The 18,315-nt window shown below is 44.5% G+C and carries 19 protein-coding genes and 1 pseudogene; 4 read left to right on the forward strand and 16 right to left on the reverse strand.

The genetic code is table 11. The features are described from left to right. Positions 1–83: 83 nt before the first annotated feature. The 3 genes and pseudogenes from AB4274_RS01350 to AB4274_RS01360 all read right to left on the reverse strand — a co-directional run. Positions 84–365 (reverse strand): annotated as a pseudogene (locus AB4274_RS01350) (glyoxalase); the annotation flags it as partial. Positions 366–458: 93 nt separating this feature from the next. After that, complete coding sequence (locus AB4274_RS01355) at positions 459–1,142, reverse strand: pseudouridine synthase (RefSeq protein WP_372110647.1); 684 nt, start codon at positions 1,140–1,142, stop codon at positions 459–461. Beyond that, on the reverse strand, positions 1,142–1,303 hold the full coding sequence (locus tag AB4274_RS01360) for a hypothetical protein (protein WP_017059212.1): 162 nt from the start codon (positions 1,301–1,303) through the stop codon (positions 1,142–1,144). The genes AB4274_RS01355 and AB4274_RS01360 overlap by 1 nt, the downstream gene beginning before the upstream one ends. Before the next feature lie 209 nt (positions 1,304–1,512). Here AB4274_RS01360 and AB4274_RS01365 point away from each other — a divergent pair, with 209 nt between their 5' ends. Continuing rightward, positions 1,513–1,914, forward strand: a complete 402-nt coding sequence (locus AB4274_RS01365; protein ID WP_372110649.1) for a YkgJ family cysteine cluster protein — start codon at positions 1,513–1,515, stop codon at positions 1,912–1,914. 53 nt (positions 1,915–1,967) lie between these two features. Here AB4274_RS01365 and AB4274_RS01370 read toward each other — a convergent pair whose 3' ends face one another. The 10 genes from AB4274_RS01370 to AB4274_RS01415 all read right to left on the reverse strand — a co-directional run bounded on the left by AB4274_RS01370 (position 1,968) and on the right by AB4274_RS01415 (position 9,728). Continuing rightward, positions 1,968–2,369, reverse strand: coding sequence for an NUDIX domain-containing protein (locus tag AB4274_RS01370; protein WP_017097423.1), 402 nt, complete (start codon positions 2,367–2,369; stop codon positions 1,968–1,970). 206 nt (positions 2,370–2,575) lie between these two features. Then, complete coding sequence (locus AB4274_RS01375) at positions 2,576–2,956, reverse strand: STAS/SEC14 domain-containing protein (RefSeq protein WP_372110652.1); 381 nt, start codon at positions 2,954–2,956, stop codon at positions 2,576–2,578. Positions 2,957–3,077: 121 nt separating this feature from the next. Next, positions 3,078–3,572 (reverse strand): HAD family hydrolase, encoded by a 495-nt coding sequence (locus AB4274_RS01380; protein ID WP_136982728.1) that lies wholly within the window; start codon positions 3,570–3,572, stop codon positions 3,078–3,080. Between the two features lie 130 nt (positions 3,573–3,702). Then, positions 3,703–4,167 (reverse strand): ASCH domain-containing protein, encoded by a 465-nt coding sequence (locus tag AB4274_RS01385; protein WP_017059207.1) that lies wholly within the window; start codon positions 4,165–4,167, stop codon positions 3,703–3,705. 262 nt (positions 4,168–4,429) lie between these two features. Beyond that, complete coding sequence (gene glpQ / locus AB4274_RS01390; RefSeq protein WP_372110654.1) at positions 4,430–5,485, reverse strand: glycerophosphodiester phosphodiesterase; 1,056 nt, start codon at positions 5,483–5,485, stop codon at positions 4,430–4,432. A gap of 77 nt (positions 5,486–5,562) precedes the next feature. Continuing rightward, the gene (gene glpT / locus AB4274_RS01395; protein WP_372110657.1) at positions 5,563–6,936 is read right to left on the reverse strand and encodes a glycerol-3-phosphate transporter; all 1,374 of its coding nucleotides are present in this window, start codon (positions 6,934–6,936) and stop codon (positions 5,563–5,565) included. A gap of 505 nt (positions 6,937–7,441) precedes the next feature. Next, positions 7,442–7,696, reverse strand: a complete 255-nt coding sequence (locus AB4274_RS01400; RefSeq protein WP_017059204.1) for a DUF3297 family protein — start codon at positions 7,694–7,696, stop codon at positions 7,442–7,444. 242 nt (positions 7,697–7,938) lie between these two features. Continuing rightward, positions 7,939–8,373 (reverse strand): GNAT family N-acetyltransferase, encoded by a 435-nt coding sequence (locus AB4274_RS01405; RefSeq protein ID WP_017059203.1) that lies wholly within the window; start codon positions 8,371–8,373, stop codon positions 7,939–7,941. A 66-nt stretch (positions 8,374–8,439) separates the two neighbouring features. Next, positions 8,440–8,574 (reverse strand): hypothetical protein, encoded by a 135-nt coding sequence (locus AB4274_RS01410; RefSeq protein ID WP_017059202.1) that lies wholly within the window; start codon positions 8,572–8,574, stop codon positions 8,440–8,442. 23 nt (positions 8,575–8,597) lie between these two features. Further along, a complete protein-coding gene (locus AB4274_RS01415) occupies positions 8,598–9,728 on the reverse strand; it encodes a PcfJ domain-containing protein (protein ID WP_017059201.1) in 1,131 nt (376 codons plus the stop codon). 235 nt (positions 9,729–9,963) lie between these two features. Here AB4274_RS01415 and AB4274_RS01420 point away from each other — a divergent pair, with 235 nt between their 5' ends. From AB4274_RS01420 to AB4274_RS01430, 3 genes are all read left to right on the forward strand, one after another. Then, on the forward strand, positions 9,964–10,386 hold the full coding sequence (locus AB4274_RS01420) for a universal stress protein (RefSeq protein ID WP_017063967.1): 423 nt from the start codon (positions 9,964–9,966) through the stop codon (positions 10,384–10,386). A gap of 293 nt (positions 10,387–10,679) precedes the next feature. After that, positions 10,680–12,251: a cryptochrome/photolyase family protein gene (locus AB4274_RS01425; protein ID WP_017063969.1), complete on the forward strand. Its 1,572-nt coding sequence runs from the start codon at positions 10,680–10,682 to the stop codon at positions 12,249–12,251. Continuing rightward, the gene (locus AB4274_RS01430) at positions 12,251–12,991 is read left to right on the forward strand and encodes an SDR family oxidoreductase (RefSeq protein ID WP_065583629.1); all 741 of its coding nucleotides are present in this window, start codon (positions 12,251–12,253) and stop codon (positions 12,989–12,991) included. The genes AB4274_RS01425 and AB4274_RS01430 overlap by 1 nt, the downstream gene beginning before the upstream one ends. A 147-nt stretch (positions 12,992–13,138) precedes the next feature. Here the strand turns inward: AB4274_RS01430 and AB4274_RS01435 are convergent, their stop codons facing one another. From AB4274_RS01435 to AB4274_RS01445, 3 genes are all read right to left on the reverse strand, one after another. After that, positions 13,139–14,023: a PA4780 family RIO1-like protein kinase gene (locus AB4274_RS01435; protein ID WP_029235559.1), complete on the reverse strand. Its 885-nt coding sequence runs from the start codon at positions 14,021–14,023 to the stop codon at positions 13,139–13,141. Positions 14,024–14,183: 160 nt separating this feature from the next. Then, complete coding sequence (locus AB4274_RS01440) at positions 14,184–14,318, reverse strand: DUF2256 domain-containing protein (protein ID WP_081324519.1); 135 nt, start codon at positions 14,316–14,318, stop codon at positions 14,184–14,186. Positions 14,319–14,593: 275 nt separating this feature from the next. Continuing rightward, entirely contained in the window at positions 14,594–18,310 is a 3,717-nt protein-coding gene (locus AB4274_RS01445) for an AAA family ATPase (RefSeq protein WP_372110660.1), read from the reverse strand. Between the last annotated feature and the right edge of the window lie 5 nt (positions 18,311–18,315).

Below are 18,315 nucleotides of genomic sequence, written 5' to 3' on the forward strand. Positions count from 1 at the left end.
GAAAGATCAACACGCCCTAAATACTCCAAGGATTGTTTTGATATTGGGAAGATGCGCGCGAGTCTGTTACAAATTCAAGCTCAATCGGAAACGGTAACTTCAAAATCCGACACTACATTAGAGTTTTGGATGTTTTGATACCAACTTTTTACGTCTTCAACCAGCAAGTGCATCATGTAATTTTGACAGTGCGCAGGTTCATAAAAGTTTTGCAGAAGGAACGCACAACTGCCGTGTCGTAGATAGGCGATATCGTGAAATTCAGACTTCACTTCAAAGCCGATTGACTGGTAAAAACGCTTGGATAAATCGAAGTCTTTCGCGGGTACAAAAGACTTAGTTTCTGAGACTTTGAGGTTTTCCATCCTACATCCTTATAGTATTGATATTCCGGTGCTGACACGCTTAACGCTTTAAGTGGTTACGGTGTTTATTCAGAGCTCTTATTCAGAGTCTTGCTAAAATGAGTCAACTTCGGCTTTAGTTAGATAACGCCACTGGCCTGCTTCAACATCCAAACGAACGTCACCAATCTGTTCACGGTGTAGGCCAACAACTCGATTCCCGACCGCAGCAAACATTCGTTTTACTTGATGAAACTTGCCTTCTGTAATGGTCAACAGCACTTCTTTACTGGTAATCACCTCGAGCTCTGCCGGACGCGTCGGCTTTTGTTCGCCCTGCAATTGAATGCCCGCTTTAAACTTATCAGCGACATCGTCTTTGATGTCTCGTGACAATGTCACGCGATACACCTTCTTACAAGACTTGGTTGGCAGCGTAATATTGAATGACCAGCGCCCATCATCGGTAATTAAGACTAAACCTGTGGTGTCGGCATCTAAGCGCCCTGCGATGTGCAGTTCTGATGCTTTGTCTATCTCGATGTAGTTGAACAGTGAAGGATAAACTTCATCGACATTAGAACAGATAGTACCCGCAGGCTTGTGCATTAAGAGGTATCGAAATTCACGCAATTTAAGCGGCATGCCATTAAACAAGATGGCGTTGGTTTCATGAACCTGGGCTGACTCATCAGTAACTGTTTCACTGTTTACGTTCACCTCGCCATTATGGATGCGTTCAATCGCTTCAGGCTTGGTTAGGTCAGTGCTTTTACATAGGTATTTATCAAGGCGCATTAATCGTCGGCACCACATTTAGCACAAGGCTTGTAAGTTCGTTCACCTTGCTCGATAACCACATAGTCACCAACGCACTTGTCACATAAAGCGAGCTTTGGGTAAGCCTCTTTTTGTTTCTTTGCGTTAATGTTGCCTTCGGTGGTGTATACGGTTCTCATTTTGATGCCTTTGCTTGAATAACGTGAGAGGCGCAAATTGTATCACTGTTTACATCTTTGATTGGAGTGGTGGTTCATAGATAAATTGATTTTAAGTACCACTATTCCAAGTTCCCGCCCCGTAACGGCATAACCATGAACAACAAAATCAACGTGCCACGCCTATCAGTGGTAAAATGATAAAAGCTCACCAACCAATGAAGTCACTAATGAAAAATTGTAATCAATGCGGGAAATGCTGTATCAAATACGGAGATGGTGACCTTGCCGCAACTCAAGAAGAGATCGATTTGTGGGAGTTGTTCAACCCAGACATCTTTGAATATGTTCGAGGAAGCGAGATCTGGTTCGACCCTGAATCTGGCGAACGTTTAACTCGCTGCCCTTTTCTAGAGCTGGTTCCGACGAAAGACACCAAGGCTCAAGCCAAGTACACATGCAGCATCTACTTAGACCGACCAGAAGATTGCAGACACTATCCAAGTCTGATTAATGAGATGGCACGAGATGAGTGTGAAATGATTGAGGTGGTGGATTTACAAAACACGAAGAAAGCTCAAAGGAAACTCGACCTATTGATGAAAGACAGCCGCCCTTCAAGCTATTCGTAAGCGATGATCTTTTGAAGATCAATCTTCAGTATTAGCTAGTAGCCGCTAAAACCTTAAGCCAAATACTGGTTCGCTTCTAACCAATCAAGCGCAACCAGTGCCGCCAATGAGCATACCGCTCTGTCGTTGCCATCCACAAACTTAAGCTCTTCAATTTCGGCATCCGGAGACAGTTCGCCAGTATAATCAGCAAGATAGCAAGTCAATTGCACTGATACGCCTTCCGCTTTACCATCAGCTTGGCCTGTAAAGGTCTCAACGTATTTGATGGAATCTGGTACTAAATCTACTGAGATCTCTTCTTTGATTTCGCGAACCAGTGCTTGTTCGTCACTTTCGCCAGCTTCACGCTTACCACCCGGTAGGTAGAACAGTTCTTTGCCTTTTGATCTCACCATCAACAACTTGCCGTCTTTGATGAATATCCAAGCCAGCTTATCAATTACCTTATTCATGTTCTTAGACCTTGTTATTGTGTTTATTATTTTGGTTAGCACAACGTATCGCGCTAGGCGTATATTACATCCAGCAGTAAACATATTCTATTGAATCGAATAGGAAATATCATCGCCAAAACGAAAAATAACAGCTTTCGAGACAATGCTCGTCTACTGTCATTGGCGTTGTTTAGGGATTGTTAGCTAGCTGTCCGCAGATAGAATCAATCGACTAGCCAATTAAGCGCAGAGTCATGATCTTCGAATGACTTAATCTCACCCGACACAAACCAACTGCCGACTTTTGATGCCATTTCTTGCCAGCTTTTATCACCATATATCGCGATTTTGTCTATCTTCGAATTGAGCTCTAATCCAAGTTTAAAATCGTCCCAAGTAGCACGTAACTCCCAACCCGTTAAGGTGGAGATGTCGACCAGCATCTTGAGTTCAGATGAATCGAGTTCTTCTAGCGTGGTATTTAGAATTGGCATCATTGCTTGATAGTCATCGTGTGTAAGCTTGCCTTTCGCTTTAAACACAACGATGGTTTCACCGCTAACACGTTCAATTCCAACCGATATTCCATGACGTTCGATACTCATAACCTAGCCCTCATAGTAGAAACTAGAGTTAGCTTAGAGGATTAAACAGCAAAGAGATGAGAGGTTTACGTCAAAACGGACAAGCGCTTTATCTGAACTTAATATCAGAGAGTTAATCGCGCTACTCCAACAGTTCGCTTAGGGATTGAACTTGTACGATACCTGGATGCTGTGACTTAAGCTCAGCACCTTCCGTGTTCAACCACACCGCTTGCAAACCCGCTTCAAGTGCTGGGTAAATGTCTTTCTCTAGAGTGTCGCCTACCATGGTGATCTCTTGTGGTGAAACACCGAGCTTAGAAATAATGGCAGGATAGAACCCCGACTCGAACTTAGAAAAGCCAATGCTCGCCTTACAAAAGTAACCCAAGATATATTGAGACAGGCCAACACGCTCAAAGGCTCGAATGATGTCGTCTTTACTGGAATCACCAGCATTGGTAGCAACATAAACTAGATGAGTTTTCGACAACTCCCCCAGTAATGCACGAGCACCACTCACTTCTTGTACGGTTTCCCAGTCACACATCTTCCCTTGTGCGTCTGGGAAATCGACCATCAGCGTATTGCCCCAGTCGAATAAGACTATTTCTGTTAATTCGATTAGCTTTGTCATCTTGCCTCCTGCATACGATGAATTATCTAATGTTTAAGCGAGCCTATAAAAACTTCTCGGACGGTTAGGCTCATTATGGACAACCTTGTTACTGTTTATGGAGCACGATCTTCTAAACACAAAATACCCTTTATTGATAAACCACTTTGAAACGCTCCAACATAAGTAACATGTCTTCACTTGGTGAGATCTTGAGCTCTTCACATTCACGAGAGAAGAAGTTCCAGTGAGCTTCTTTCCACCATTCGAGTGTTTTGTCACCCTCGCCTTCGGCAGCAGCAAACTCCGCCGTCACTTCGTTATATTTGCACTGTGAGACTGAAGTGATCTCTACAATGCAAACTGGCTTGCCATCCCAGTCAGTGACGACTTGCAAGTGACCAACTACTGGTCTCGTCTCGCCTTCATGGCTGTACCAATATTCAAGGCTGCAAGACGCTTGTTTTTCACCCTTGAGAATTAACTGGGCGCAGAGGTTGGCGTTGTATTCATCAGCACAGTAATAGTCGGCACTAAAAGAGGTGTATTGCGAAGCAACGTCTGCTGGTAATGTGTTGAGGTAGCTATCAAGATAAGCTTTGCTTCTTTCTTCCATGATCTTTCCAAATTCAATATCAGGTTGAGCCGATAAACACTTATAGATTAAGCATCTGGCTGCATTGGGAGTAACCTATCAAGTCAGGTTATAGCTGTAAACCGAGTGAATATCAAAATGCGGGCTGAGAAAGAAGAATATAGGTAGGATTTCGAGGCCAGTACAAGGAGATCCAAAAAGTGAAAGAAGAACCAAAAGCACCTTTAGTCGGTGCTTTTGGCTCTTAGTATCTCGTTACTAATAGCTCGTAACTGACGGGGTATTAACGGTTCAAGAAGTCGACCGCTTTGTCTGGGAAGTCGGTAAACACACCATCAACTTTGACTTGGTTGTAGAAGACATCCAACATGCCATCAAAGTTGTCAGCATAAGCTGGGATTCTTCCTGGGTCAGCACGGAACGTGTACGGGTGAACATCTAAGCCCGCGTCTTTTGCTGACTTCATTAACGGTTTAATAATGATGTTATCTTTGGTCGATGCATCGTCCACCAACATTGGCTTCCAAGGGCCTATTCCTTCCGCATAAGACGCCACTTTATCCATGCCACCAGCTTCAAACATCCAGTCATAACTGTACGGCGTTGCTTTGTCACCTTGGTACGTCATGGTTTCATTCCAATCTGTATAAGCCATCAACTGAACGAGCTTAAGATCCATTTCCATCGCTGGCATGAGCTCATCGTTAATGCGTTGAAGTTCATTGGCGTCAAAACACTGCAAATACACTTTGTCGTCTTTTGATAGGTAACCATATTGATGCAAGGTTGCAAGCACAGCTTTTGAGATATCTTTGCCTTCGTGACGATGGAACCAAGGTGCTTTAATTTCAGGATAGATGCCCACGTCATAACCTAAGGTCTTATTTAGGCCTTGGATCAGCTCGATTTCTTCTGCAAAGGTAGCGACACGGAAATCAGACTGCCACATTGGGAAGCGCGTTGGGTACCCTGCCACTCTGTTGCCTTGTTCATCTAACTTAAAGCCTTCGGTCACCTTTAATGATTTGATCTCAGCGAGCGTAAAATCAATCGCGTAGTAACGGCCATCTGAACGAGCACGTGTTGGAAAGCGATCCGCGACATCGGTGACTCGGTCTAGATAATGATCATGCAAAACCACCAATTGGTCGTCTTTGGTCATCACGACATCTTGTTCGATGTAGTCGGGTTTCATTGCGTAAGCGAGCGCTTTAGCGGGTAAAGTGTGTTCAGGTAAATAACCAGAAGCGCCGCGATGCGCAATCACTAAAGGATCTGCTAATGCATTTGCAGATAAGCTTAGTGCTAATAAGGTCAGAGACAGTGACGTTGTTTTCATTATTGTTTCCCTTGATAAAACAGAAGCAGGATATACCTGCCTCTGTTGTTATTTATAGATGTGATTCAGTAAATACACTACTGAGCTAGCGCTTCTCTCTCTCGTTCGAGATCTTTTTGTTTATGGTGCGCACGCTCACCTAAGAAGGCGTAAAGCAGACAGATGATTGAAGCCACACAAGCGCCGACCAAAATAATGAAGCCGCCATCCCAGCCGTAATGGTCAACCATAAAGCCGAGTATTGCGTTCGCAGCAACCGCGCCACCTAAGTAACCAAACAAACCCGTTAGACCAGCCGCTGTACCCGCTGCTTTCTTAGGCGCAAGTTCCAGTGCATACAAACCGATCAGCATTACAGGACCATAGATAAGGAAACCAATCGCAACCAGTGCCAGCATATCAACCGTTGGGTTACCTGCTGGATTCAGCCAATATACCAACACAGCGACTGTCACTAGAACCATGAACAAGATACCTGCAGGTGCACGTCGGCCTTTGAATAACTTATCTGAAATCCAACCACACAATAAGGTGCCAGGGATACCTGCCCACTCATACAAGAAGTAAGCCCAAGATGATTTATCTACAGAGAAGTCTTTTGCTTCTTTTAAGTAAACCGGAGCCCAATCGAGTACGCCATAGCGGATAAGGTAAACAAACGCATTGGCAATAGCGATTGACCACAACAGTTTGTTAGAGAAAACGTACTTAAAGAAGATCTCTTTCGCCGTCATTTCTTTCTCATGAGACGTATCGTAGTCGTCTGGGTAATCGTCTTTGTGTTCTTCAATCGGTGGTAAGCCGCAAGATTGAGGTGTATCTCTTACAGTAAACCAAACAAAGACAGCAACGAGAGTGGCAAAAAATGCAGGAACATAAAAAGCGGTTCGCCAATCGTCGTTAAAAGCCCACAGCCCCAACAAGAACATTGGGCCAATCAAACCGCCACCCACGTTGTGAGCAACGTTCCATACTGACACTATCTCACCACGTTCTTTTCGTGACCACCAGTGAACCATGGTTCGTCCACAAGCTGGCCAACCCATACCTTGGAACCAACCATTCAAGAACAGCAGGATAAACATCGTAATGATGCTGCCTGTTGCCCAAGGCATGAAGCCAAAGCAGAACATCACCAACGCCGACATTAACAAGCCACCGCTGAGGAAGTAACGAGGGTTAGAACGGTCAGAAACACTGCCCATTAAGAACTTAGATAAGCCGTAAGCGATAGATACCGCCGCTAATGCAACCCCTAGTTCTCCACGGCTAAAACCTTGTTCAATGAGATAAGGCATCGCCAAACTAAAGTTTTTACGGACTAAGTAGTACCCCGCATAGCCAACGAAGATGCCAAGAAACAGCTGCCATCGTAGTCGTGTGTAGGTGCTATCGATCTTATCTGATGACAAGCGATCGATATGCGCCATAGGTTTGAATATTCCAAACATAGGAACCTCATAATTATTGGGCGAAGGAAGAATTTAAATGCTCGAACGAAAAAATTTAGCGCTCATTCGAAATCAAGGGAATTGTATGTGCTTCAGGATTAATTTCTGTGATAGAGGTAGTTATTAACAAAAAATAACTTTAAATACAGCATATTAGTTTCATTTAATTAGACTGCGCTTCATATTTTTGTTTGTATCTGTTTAATTAAACATCAGAACTTTCGAGTACGAATAAATCCAAAAAGAGCGAGCGAACATAAATCAACCAACAACAACTTTGTTATTACTGCGAATGCATAGTGAATAACAACAATTTTGGTTGAATCTGTGGAGTTATGAAGGTGGTTTGGGCTATTGGTTAAAGAAGTTCGCTAAAATCAATGCAAACAAAAAGGGTCTAGATTTCTCTAGACCCTTTTAGGTAATAACGCTTGGTGGCTTGATGTTGGCTAATTAAGCAAACATTAGCTAATTACTCGAAGTATTAGCTAGCCACACGACGTGACTATGCGTCGATGTAAAAAGCTTCTACAGTGCCTTTTAGAGTAATAAGCATTGGCTGACCAAAACGATCTAGCGCTTTTGGAGAAGGGATCTTAACCCAACCTTCGCTGATGCAGTATTCTTCAACATCAGTACGCTCTTTACCATTTAGACGAATGCCGATTGGGTATTCGAAACACTCAGCAACGTGGTGTGGGCTGCGTGGGTTGCCTGCAAGATGATCTGGTAAAGCTGGTCTTGAATTAGTATCGCTCATGTTCATTACCTGTATGTACGTAAATAAAAAAAGTGCGTCATTCTAGTCAATATAGGCTTTGTGCTCAACAACTGCTGCAATAAATCGTCTTGATCGTTTTAATCAACAGCTAGTTGTTTGATTTAAAGGCGATATCGGCATGAGTTTCAACGAAAATTTAACAGGTTTATGCATTATGGATGAAAGGGAGAAATTCATTACTCGAACGGCAGATAAACTAATATCAGGCTTTTATTCCGAGCTTATCGATTAAGCTCAATACTCATCACTTTATGGTTCGGTTCTGATTCGATATTTACGATTGACCAACCTAGCCCTTGGTAGAGACCCATGATATTGGTGTACGCGTAGAGTTGAGTTTGCACTGCAGAAGAAACCTGTCTGACACCACGATTAATCAGTTCACTGGCAATGCCTTGACCGCGCCATTGAGGGTCGACAAACACAGCGTTGATCCACACTACATCACGAACTTGGTGAGGTTCTTGAAAATAGGAATACGCCAAGCCACCAATGACCACATTATCGCGAAGTACTGTTATTACTGGAGGGAGTTGTACGTTTTCTTTATATGTATCTTTAAACTTGAAATCAGACCATTCACTTTGAAATAAGCCCTCTAACTCATGCCAATAAGGTGAGTTTTCATCGCAATTTCTAAAGATTACTTTCTGCATTTTTCCGTCCTTTTAAAGAGAGTAATTCGGCTATCCTAGCCTTGTTTAATCTAAGTGTAGGTAAAGCTACTCTTCTTCGTCGTAATCGTCTGCTGGGTCTTGATTAATTTCTTCGCCGCATCCTAGGCATTCACCTTGCAGATCCGTAGGCATCACAATAATCAAACCACAATGAGGGCAAAGATCGCCTTGTTGAAACATCCTGTATTCCTTCTACTTAATGGCTATTGCTTAGGATATTTTTGCTTACTCGCTTCTAGCCAGTCGTGAATCACTTGGCGAGCGGATTCCGACGGAGGTGCATTTCGTTTTCCGCAGATTTGGTCTATTTCAAAAGGAAATGCTTTGCTCGGGACGCGGCGTAAACCTATGGTTAAACGCTGAGGCTTGAGCATGCGGAACACCACATAACGATCGCTCATGATTCGGTTGTGATACACGCCAATACAGTGCTTCTGCTCGATGCCTTCGTGTTCAAGGTCGTAATAATCCGTGAGCGGATGAATGTTGTCATTGCCAAGTAAAGGAACGGGATAAGGGATGTCTTTATCCATTGGGCAGTTACCCTCCAAACGACGTAATTGGCGTTGCTCCGTCCAGCGGTCATGGAGTTGTTCAAACATCGCAAAAGAGTTCTGACTGGTAATCGCGCGCAGTGGATCATCCATCTCCAAATCTTGCCCTAGCAATATCGCATCTTGGAACATCGCCATCTTCGACGGTGCGTTAAGTCTGCCCTCTTCCACCATTGCAATCCCTAGCCTGCTACCAGTTAGAAATGGATGAACTTGGTCCAAACGCAGGGCTGTGTATCCAACTTTTGAGTAATGCTTAAACTTAAGAACTCGTCTTTGCAGTGGCTCGAGAATGCGAACAATGTGGTCGAGTTCATCACCAACATTGTAATGAAGCTCTAGCTTGTCGATGAATTTGAGTGTCGCCTTGCTGCCGTCTAAGCCCAACTTGGTAAGGATCTTCTTCTGCCCTAAGCGACTTAGTGCCAGTGCTTTCTTGTTGTCGACACTGTATTTCATGCAGATCAAAGCCAAAATAACAGGCCTTAATTCAAGCAATTGCGCGGCTTCATAAGTATTCGCAGCAAGCCACAACATCTGGTATTGGTATTCTGGAAAGTCGTCGGTGATTTCACGATAACGCGCAGGTAATGAATTTAGCCAACGACCATTCACGTCAAACTGTTCAACAAGGTTGAGGCTCAGCCCAATGCCTCCATCAAGCGGTCGTCTACCATCTTCAAACACATGAAAGCCGACGAGCTTTTGAGACCAGTCTCGGATCTCAATATCGTAGTCGAAACCTAATGTTCGAGTGGGAATGGTTAGTAGTGCTGTCATTGATGCCTCTTCGTTATTGGCGCATTGAACTATCAAGCCTATCTAACAGCATAAGCTAGCGCTTCAACCACTATATCAACCTTTTGTAAATTTCTTACCAATCAAAGCGATATAAATACGATAGTGCTTAGAAGAACATTGAATGATGATTTTACGGAATATGAGATCTCTTCGATATCATTTGCGTCAACAGAAACTATGCTTGTTACATAACTCACAACAAGAGGCTTTAATTATGGATTACCGACATATTCTGGTCGCACTTGAACTGTCTGACGACACCAAGATTCTCATTGATAGAGCGACCTTCTTCGCTGATAAACTGGAGGCTGGCATTTCATTTGTTTATATCGATGGTACGCATGGAGAAATTTATCCAGAGCTCGTTGATATTCAGGGAAATGACGGTGATTTACCCATCAATGAAGATGCCGTTAAGCATTTGAAAGAGTTTGAAGCCTACGCCAAGCACCCAATCAAGCACATTTTCGTGGGAACGGGTGATTTGAACGATAAGCTCAAAAATGCCATCGAAGCCAACGGCGTTGACCTATTGCTATGCGGCCATCACCATGATTTTTGGCATAAGCTCATCTCCCATTCTAAACAGATCATCGATACTTCCCCTATCGATATTCTCGTTGTTCCAATGGAATAGAAGCTCCAGTTCGACACTCAAAAATAACCGGCATTGCCAACCTCTATCGGTATTATTGGTTGGCTTGATATCCTCTTCAACACACTCATCCTGATCGAAATCTCCTATTTCCCACTTAGAGTAGTCATTTGTGATCTTGTCAGCCTATCAACTCGTAAGCGTCTAATAATTAACAAATCACGTCATTTCGATTTGAATCAACGTACTGAAATGTACGACCCAGACCATGCCTTCATCAATCAATGGACAGGCGGTAACGCAGTCACAATAAGCCTCACAAACCAGGACGCATTATGAAATTTAAAACGGTACGACTTGTATTAGGTGACCAACTCAACATTGAGCATTCATGGTTTAGACAGGTTAACGATGACGTTATTTACATCATTGCTGAGCTAAAACAAGAAACAGATTATGTTGCCTCTCACGTTCAAAAAGTGGCCGCGTTTTTCTGTGCGATGGGTTACTTCGCTAACGAACTCAAAGAACAAGGTCATCAAGTACTGCACCTTACTCTTGACGACACAACGCAATTTGAAAACCTAGACACACTTCTAAAGCACTATGTACACGAATTCGGCGCAGAGAAATTCGAATATCAAAGGCCAGATGAATATCGCCTTTTAGAGCAGATGAACAAGCTCAAGCTCACCAATGCGACCAAAGGTTGTTGTGATACAGAACACTTCCTCTTTCCATTCGAAGAGATCGAACAACAGTTTCCGAAAGACAAACACATCATGATGGAGCACTTCTATCGCCGAATGAGAAAGCGTTTCGACATTTTGTTAGAAGACGGAAAGCCCGTTGGCGGCAAATGGAATTACGACGCGAACAATCGAAAGAAACTCAAGAAACAAGACATCGAAAACCTGCCTCAGCCGCTAATGTTTACCAATGACATAACCGACATTTTGCAGCGTATCGAGCACCACCAAGTGCAAACTATTGGTCAAGTAGGTAACCAGTTACTATGGCCGGTGAACCGCGCACAAAGCTTGTCTCTACTCGCTCATTTCTGCCAAGTCTGCTTGCCGTTATTTGGGCAGTTTCAAGATGCGATGACGACAGAGCACGACTCTAAATGGAGCTTGTATCATAGCCGTATATCGTTCTCGTTGAACAGTAAACTGCTGAGCCCTAAAGAAGTGATTGATGCAGCACTGTCGGCCTACCAAGCATCCTGTCTTCGAGACAGCTCACCAGATAAGCCAAGCATCGATATTGCACAGGTCGAAGGATTTGTACGCCAAATACTGGGGTGGCGAGAGTACATACGCGCCGTCTATTGGGCAAACATGCCTGCTTACGCCAACAAAAACCATTACTCAGCACATAATAACCTGCCCCATTACTTTTGGGACGGACAAACCAAGATGAACTGCATGAAGCATGCGATTGACCAGTCTCTTGAGTTTGCTTACGCGCACCACATCCAAAGGTTAATGATCACTGGCAACTTCTGTTTAATCACGGGTATAGACCCTGACCAAGTCGATAGTTGGTACCTCGGTATTTACGTCGACGCGATTGAGTGGGTTGAAATGCCAAATACGCGAGGTATGGCACTGTTTGCGGATGGCGGGATCGTAGGAACCAAACCATACTCTGCCAGCGGTTCCTATATCAACCGCATGAGTGACTACTGCAAAGGCTGTCACTACAAGATAAAAGAACGCAGCGGCGAGCAATCTTGCCCTTTCAATAGCTTGTATTGGCGCTTTATGGACCAGCACCGCGATGCGTTAAACCGCAACCCACGTATGGGCATGTTATATCGCTCTTGGGACAACATGGATGAGCAATCACAACAAGCGATTCTCGATACTGCTGAACAACGAATCACAAACTTGGAGAACTTATAATGGTGGAGCAACTCAGATTACACATATTGGTGGTCGGTGGGAGCGGCGGTATTGGTTTCGCTGTGGTTAAACACCTATTATCTGAGCTCTCTCGGTTTGATTTTCTTGATGTGCATGTAGACGCGACTTACCACTCTCAACAGCCGGAACTAGAAAACAATCGCTTGAGCTGGCACAAAGTCGACGCCACCGACGAAGCTGATATTAAGCGCTTGAGTTCTGAGTTTGAACAACTTGATTGGCTGATCAACTGCGTGGGTATGCTCCACACTCCAGATCTTGGACCGGAAAAGAACTTGTCGTCCATCGACCCTGAGTTTTTCCTCAAAAACATCTCTGTGAATACCCTGCCCAGCTTGTTATTAGCAAAACACTTCACGCCGATACTTAAAGCGAGCGACAATCCAAAGTTTGCTGTGGTATCCGCAAAGGTTGGCAGTATTTCAGACAACAGATTAGGCGGTTGGTATAGCTACCGCTCATCGAAAGCAGCCCTAAATATGTTCATCAAAACCATGTCGATCGAATGGCAACGCACCATTAAGAAAGGCACCGTGTTGGCTCTGCACCCGGGCACGACAGACACAGCTCTGTCGAAGCCTTTTCAGACCAATGTCCCTGAAGGTAAGTTGTTTGAGTCAAGCTATGTCGCCCATCAGTTGGTCGATATTATTCGCACTGCCACACCGGATAACAGTGGGCACTTCTACGCTTACGATGGTGAACAGTTAAATTGGTAGTTGATACGAGTGTTCGTCTTTCATTAGTGCTAAAAAAGAAAACCCAACAGAGTTGAAGCTCCATTGGGTTTTTATTTAGAAAGAACGCCTCTGTTTTAAAAGGCGTTTGGTTGATATCTAGCTAAAGATCAAAACTGATCATCACGATTATTCAGCCCAATTGAACTTAGTATCGTCAACACCTTCTTTCTCTTCTTTAGCTCGCTCGCGTCGATGTTGTTCTTCAATTCGCGCAGCGTCTATCTCTTGCATGATGGCTTCGATATCAGCCAAGTCGTCGGTTTCCGTAAACTCACCCGTCAGTTTGCTGTCTGGCTTCAAGTCGCCTTTCTCGTACAGCGCCCACATTTCCTTGGCATACTCGGTTTTTGCCAGTTCAGGAGCAAACTGAGCGTAATAGTCACGGATGTTATTGATGTCACGAGCCAGCATCCACTCAGCGTTGTTGTTAGCCGAAGCGTCAACCGCTTGTGGTAGGTCGATAATTACTGGACCGTACTCATCCACCAATACGTTGAACTCAGACAAGTCACCATGGATCAAACCAACACACAGCATTTTAACTACGTAAGTCATCATCACGGCGTGGTCTTCGATCGCTTGCTCTGCTGACATCACCACATCGTTCAAACGTGGTGCAACGTAACCCTCATCGTCAGTGACCAGCTCCATAAGCAGTACGCCATCAAAGCAACCATAAGGGACAGGCACACGAACACCCGCTTCTGCCAGTTTATATAAGGCATCCACTTCAGCACTTTGCCAAACCTTTTCTTGTTGTTCACGACCAAAGCCAGAGCCTTTTTCCATCGCTCGAGCGCGGCGGCTATTCCGGACTTTTCGGCCTTCACGATACGCGGTCGCTTTTTTGAAGCTGCGTTGGCTTATTTCCTTATATACCTTGGCACAACGGATCGTATCGCCGCAGCGCACAATGTACACCGATGCTTCTTTGCCACTCATGAGTTGGCTTGTCACCTCGTCGACTAAACCGTCGTCAACTAAAGGCTGTATTCTTTTAGGTATCTTCATGCCGCCTTTATACATCACTTATCTTACAGATAGAAATATTAACTTGAGAAATGAATGACGAAACGATTAAAGGATCATCAAAATTACGACAAAGGTAGGAAATATTGGAGTTAACGGGTTTAGATCATGAGGATTGACCTGATCTATTCAGATTATGGGACTAAGACTTATTACGACGACAACGTTCAGAACAGTAGATCACGTCATCCCAACAGCGCTGCCATTTTTTACGCCATGCGAAAGGCTTTTGGCAAACAGGACATATCTTAGTCGGTAAATGGGGTTTCTTGTGCATGGCCGTTCCCTTCTTGAAGCATCCACTTCCTGCGTTTACTAGAGATTCCCTATTACGCTCGTACCTCGCTTTAGAGAATGACGAAGGCAATACGAACAAAGCCTAGTTCTCTATGACGTTCGTTCCTGACTTTAAGGAGTGACTGCGTAGTGATTTGTGACTACTCCCGACTCCGTCATCCTCGAGAAGGAGGAACGACTGAGTCGGGGATCTGCTTCATCTAGCTCTGTTTCTATTTCTGCGCAGATAAATTTAGCAAGAACCAAAGTAACAACCTAAGCGACAACCTTGTACTGCTTCTCCATCTCACTCACACCTAAGCCAGAGTGTTTTGTCACTTTAAGCTGAACGGGCACTCGCTCTTTCAGTGCTTCAACGTGGCTAATGACACCGATCATCTTGCCTGATGCATTCAAGTTATCTAACGCGTTAAGGGCAATGTCCAATGTGTCACTATCCAACGTGCCGAAACCTTCATCTAAGAACAGAGAATCAATACTGGTTTTGTAGCTCACAAGATCAGATAGCGCTAATGCCAACGCCAAGCTCACCAAGAAGCTTTCGCCACCTGATAAAGTCTTTGTATCACGCATCACATCGCCCTGCCATGTGTCGAGCACTTGCAGTTCTAAACCATCGTCGGCTTTACGTTTAAGCTCGTAACGACCATGCAAACGTTGTAGCTGCTTGTTCGCAAGGTACACCAAGTTTTCCAATGTTAAACCTTGGGCAAACTTACGGAACTTGTCGCCGTTCTTAGAGCCAATAAGTGAGTTCAAACGAGAGATATCATCAAACTCGACTTGTTGCTCATCAATTTGCTTAAACAGATCTTGCTGATTACTGCGGTTCTGGCTATCCGTTTCAAGATTGGCAGAAATTGCGCCGATCTTGGTTGCATGGCTTTGTTGTGCGTTTTGACACTCAGTCGTCGCTTCTTCAACTTGCTGTTGGTTTTGCTCTTGCCATGCTTTCGCATTTTCGTGATTTAGTAGATCCACTTGTGTCGCTTTGGCGGCGTTCAACCTAGCTTGCGCACTGACAATCGCTTCGTCTAAAGACTTCTTCAGGCTTTGAAGTTGAGTTCTAACCTCTTCATCTAACAACGCTGCTTCAAAATTAGCCTCATCTTCGAACGGGCTAGTTTTCAGCGCTTCTAACCAAGCATTCGACGCTTGTGTGTAGCTCGATTGCTTACTGACTAACTCGTCCGAGAAACCAGTGTGTTTGGTTTGCTCGGTTCGATGTTCAAGTTCGCTGCGGTTAAGCACTAACTGCGCGGCATCAAATGCATTTACTGCTTCAGTGACTCTTTGCTTCATCGCATTGCTGGTGGCTTGAATGTCTTTGTCACCAAACAACTCTGTTCTTTCAGCCGTTACACGAGTGAGTTCTGACACTAAAGACTCACTCTGTTGCGTCAGTGTCGCGAGCTCTTTCTCAACACTGCTTAGCTTGTCGTCTAACGTTTTCAATTCGGCATTTTGAGTAATCAGTTGCTTCTCAATATCGGCCTGTTGCTGTTTGGTTTGCTGCCATGTGCTTGATGCTTGCGATTTCGCAGTAAACCAATCATCGATATGCTCAAGTTCAGGTGCTTCGATAGAAGTTTGAACAATGCTCTCTTTCAAAGCGTTCCATTGCTGGCCTTTCGCTTGAGCTATTTGAGTCACTTGCTCGTTTGCGACTTGGTTTTGCTTATTCAAATCAGCTAAGCGTTGCTCGGCCAACTCGAGATTAGACTGCGCCTTGTCAGCCATAACACTTACAGACAGGCGTTGTTTCTCAGCTTCAGCGTAATGCGCTTTAGCATCACCCAACGCTTTGAGTTGCTGCGCGCTCTGACTTAGTTGAAGTTCACACTGCTGAGCAAAGGTCGCGACTGTAGCTTCATTGCCTAAATCGTTAATCGTTAGCAGTGCCAGTTCAGGAGCCGTGCCAACGAAATCCGATAAGCTCTGTTGAAGCTTGCCGACAACGCCTTGCCAATTCAATTGAGCCTGCTGAATATCCGCTTGCGCACGTTGAATATCATCGTTCAACGCTGCAATCACAAGGGTAAGAGAATCTAACTGCTGACGATGCTCTTGGCCTTCTTTTTTGATAGCCGTTAGCTCTAGGTTTTCTCTATCCTTTTGAGCAACCAAATTTGCAATATCTTGAGACTGTTCAATCGCATGGTCTGTTGAACCACACAGTGGGCATTCAGACCCAGATTCTAGAGCTGCACGATATTTTGCTAATTCACCTTCTTGATCAATCAATCGCGTTAATCGCTCAAGCGAAGTCTCTTTCTCTTTATATCGCTCCACCAACACTTCACGCTCTTTCGAAAGCTTGTCGACCAACTGGGTGTTGGTTTGATGTGCCTGTGTTTTCACGTGCAGCTGTTGTTGGGCATTTAGAAAACCACGATTGATCTCGAGTAATGAGTGCGTATTGCGATTCCAAAACTCCAACAGATCTTTTTGCGAATTCAACACTTGCTCGCTAGTGTTGCCTTGCAAGGCTTCCCACTGTTGCTTTGCACTACTCTCGAGAACAACCAATTCAGCTAAAGTTTTATCTTGCGTTGCTTTAGCATCTTGCGCGGATTTGATGATCGTTTGCTGTGCATCAACTGCAGACAAAGCTTGCTTCGCTGAATTCAACTGCTCTGAATGCTGGCGCTCTAGAGTACGAACTTGCTCGACCTTTGCTTGCCACTGACCTAGGTATTTTTCCAGATGTTGGTCAGCTTGATGCGTATTTAGGTACTCAGTGCTGAGTTTATCTTGTTGCTTCAGTGCATCTGTTTTTTGGACTAAAACAATCTGTTGATTACGCTGCTGCGTATGTTGCTCGTTAAGCGTATTCGCTGCACTAACGGCCGCAGTTTGCTTATCTTTGAGTACGGCAATTTGGTTATCTAACGGGCGAACCTGCTCGATGATCTTCTCTTGATCCTGCTGTTCGGCTTTTACCTGTTCGACAATCGCACTGCTTTGAGTCAGTTTAGTTTGCGCGTCTTGCATTTCTGCATCACGAACGGCAAGTAACTTGGTGCTGTTATCTAGGTGAGCTTGAGTAGTGTTCACCTCTTGTTCGCAACGCTTTAAATCTTTGTGTACTGGACGCAGCTTTTCAGCCGGTTCACTGTTTGCCAAGCGCTCTAGTGACGGTTGGTTACGGTCTAGTTCATCTTGAGCGGTTTTCAGATCGAGCTCACTGGCCGCAATAGTTTGCTCAGCTTTGGTCACGTCTTTCCACCAGCTAAGATGCACTTGCCACTCTTTTAATTGCTCGGCTAAACGCTTCTGCTCTACTTCTAGCGTTTCACGCTCTGCGGTCAGCTCTTTGATTTGCTCTTCAGACAGTAAGCTCACACCTTCAGCTTTCGCTTTAAGTTGATTAAGCGACTCTTCACTCGACTTAAAATGATCGTAGATACGCTCTGAAATCAGGCTATAAACTTCTGTTCCCGTCAGCTCTTCAAGTAGCTCTGCACGGTCGTTAGCATTGGCATTTAAGAACGCCGCAAACTCACCCTGAGACAACATGATGGATTTAGTGAAGCGTGAGAAATCGAGCCCTGTAACCTGCTCCACCAACTTGGTTTTCTTGGTCAACATGGTCTCTAAGACTTTGTCGGTGTCCGCATCGGCAAACTCGCACGTTGGCGTTTGCAATGCGCCATCGTGTTTTCCACGCGCTCGCTTTTGGTGGAAATTAGATCGGTACGTTTTACCTTGAACTTCAAATTCCAGTTCAGCAAAACACTCACCCGTGCCACGCGTCATTAATTCGTTGTTGCCTTTAGCTATGCTCTTTAAACGCGGTGTGCGGTGGAACAATGCCAAACAAATCGCATCAAGAATGGTGGTTTTACCCGCCCCTGTTGGGCCAGTAATCGCAAACAGACCATTTTCTGCAAACGGTGATTGGGTGAAATCGAGCTTCCAACGTCCTTTCAAAGAGTTCAGGTTTTCAAATTCTAGGCTTAAAATCTTCATACTGG

This window comes from Vibrio sp. 10N.261.55.A10 (assembly GCF_041470825.1).
GTDB classification, from domain to species: domain Bacteria; phylum Pseudomonadota; class Gammaproteobacteria; order Enterobacterales; family Vibrionaceae; genus Vibrio; species Vibrio crassostreae_C.